Below are 270 nucleotides of genomic sequence, written 5' to 3' on the forward strand. Positions count from 1 at the left end.
TCGCCAGTCAGCCGAGTAAGCACCCTCTTGATAAAAGTGAGCGAGCTAAAGCATGGCTTAACATGTTTAAAAAGCATGGCTTTAGTCTTTTCAATGAACAGGTTGACAGTGAGCAGTTACTAATTCGTATGTGCCTTGCCAGTAAGTTATTGCCAGAGCAGTTCCCAGCCATCACTGAGCAGTCACTCATTGACAATGCCGATAGCTGGCTTGGGGTATACCTAGAAGATATAAAAACGCTAGAACAACTTAAAAAGTTTAATTACTGTG

1 pseudogene is annotated in these 270 nt (G+C 42.2%); it reads left to right on the plus strand.

Annotated features, from left to right (window positions below):
* Nucleotides 1-270 (plus strand): annotated as a pseudogene (locus LVD47_RS23510) (ATP-dependent helicase HrpB); the annotation flags it as partial.

This window comes from Membranihabitans maritimus (assembly GCF_021729145.1).
GTDB classification, from domain to species: Bacteria; Bacteroidota; Bacteroidia; order Chitinophagales; family Saprospiraceae; genus Membranihabitans; species Membranihabitans maritimus.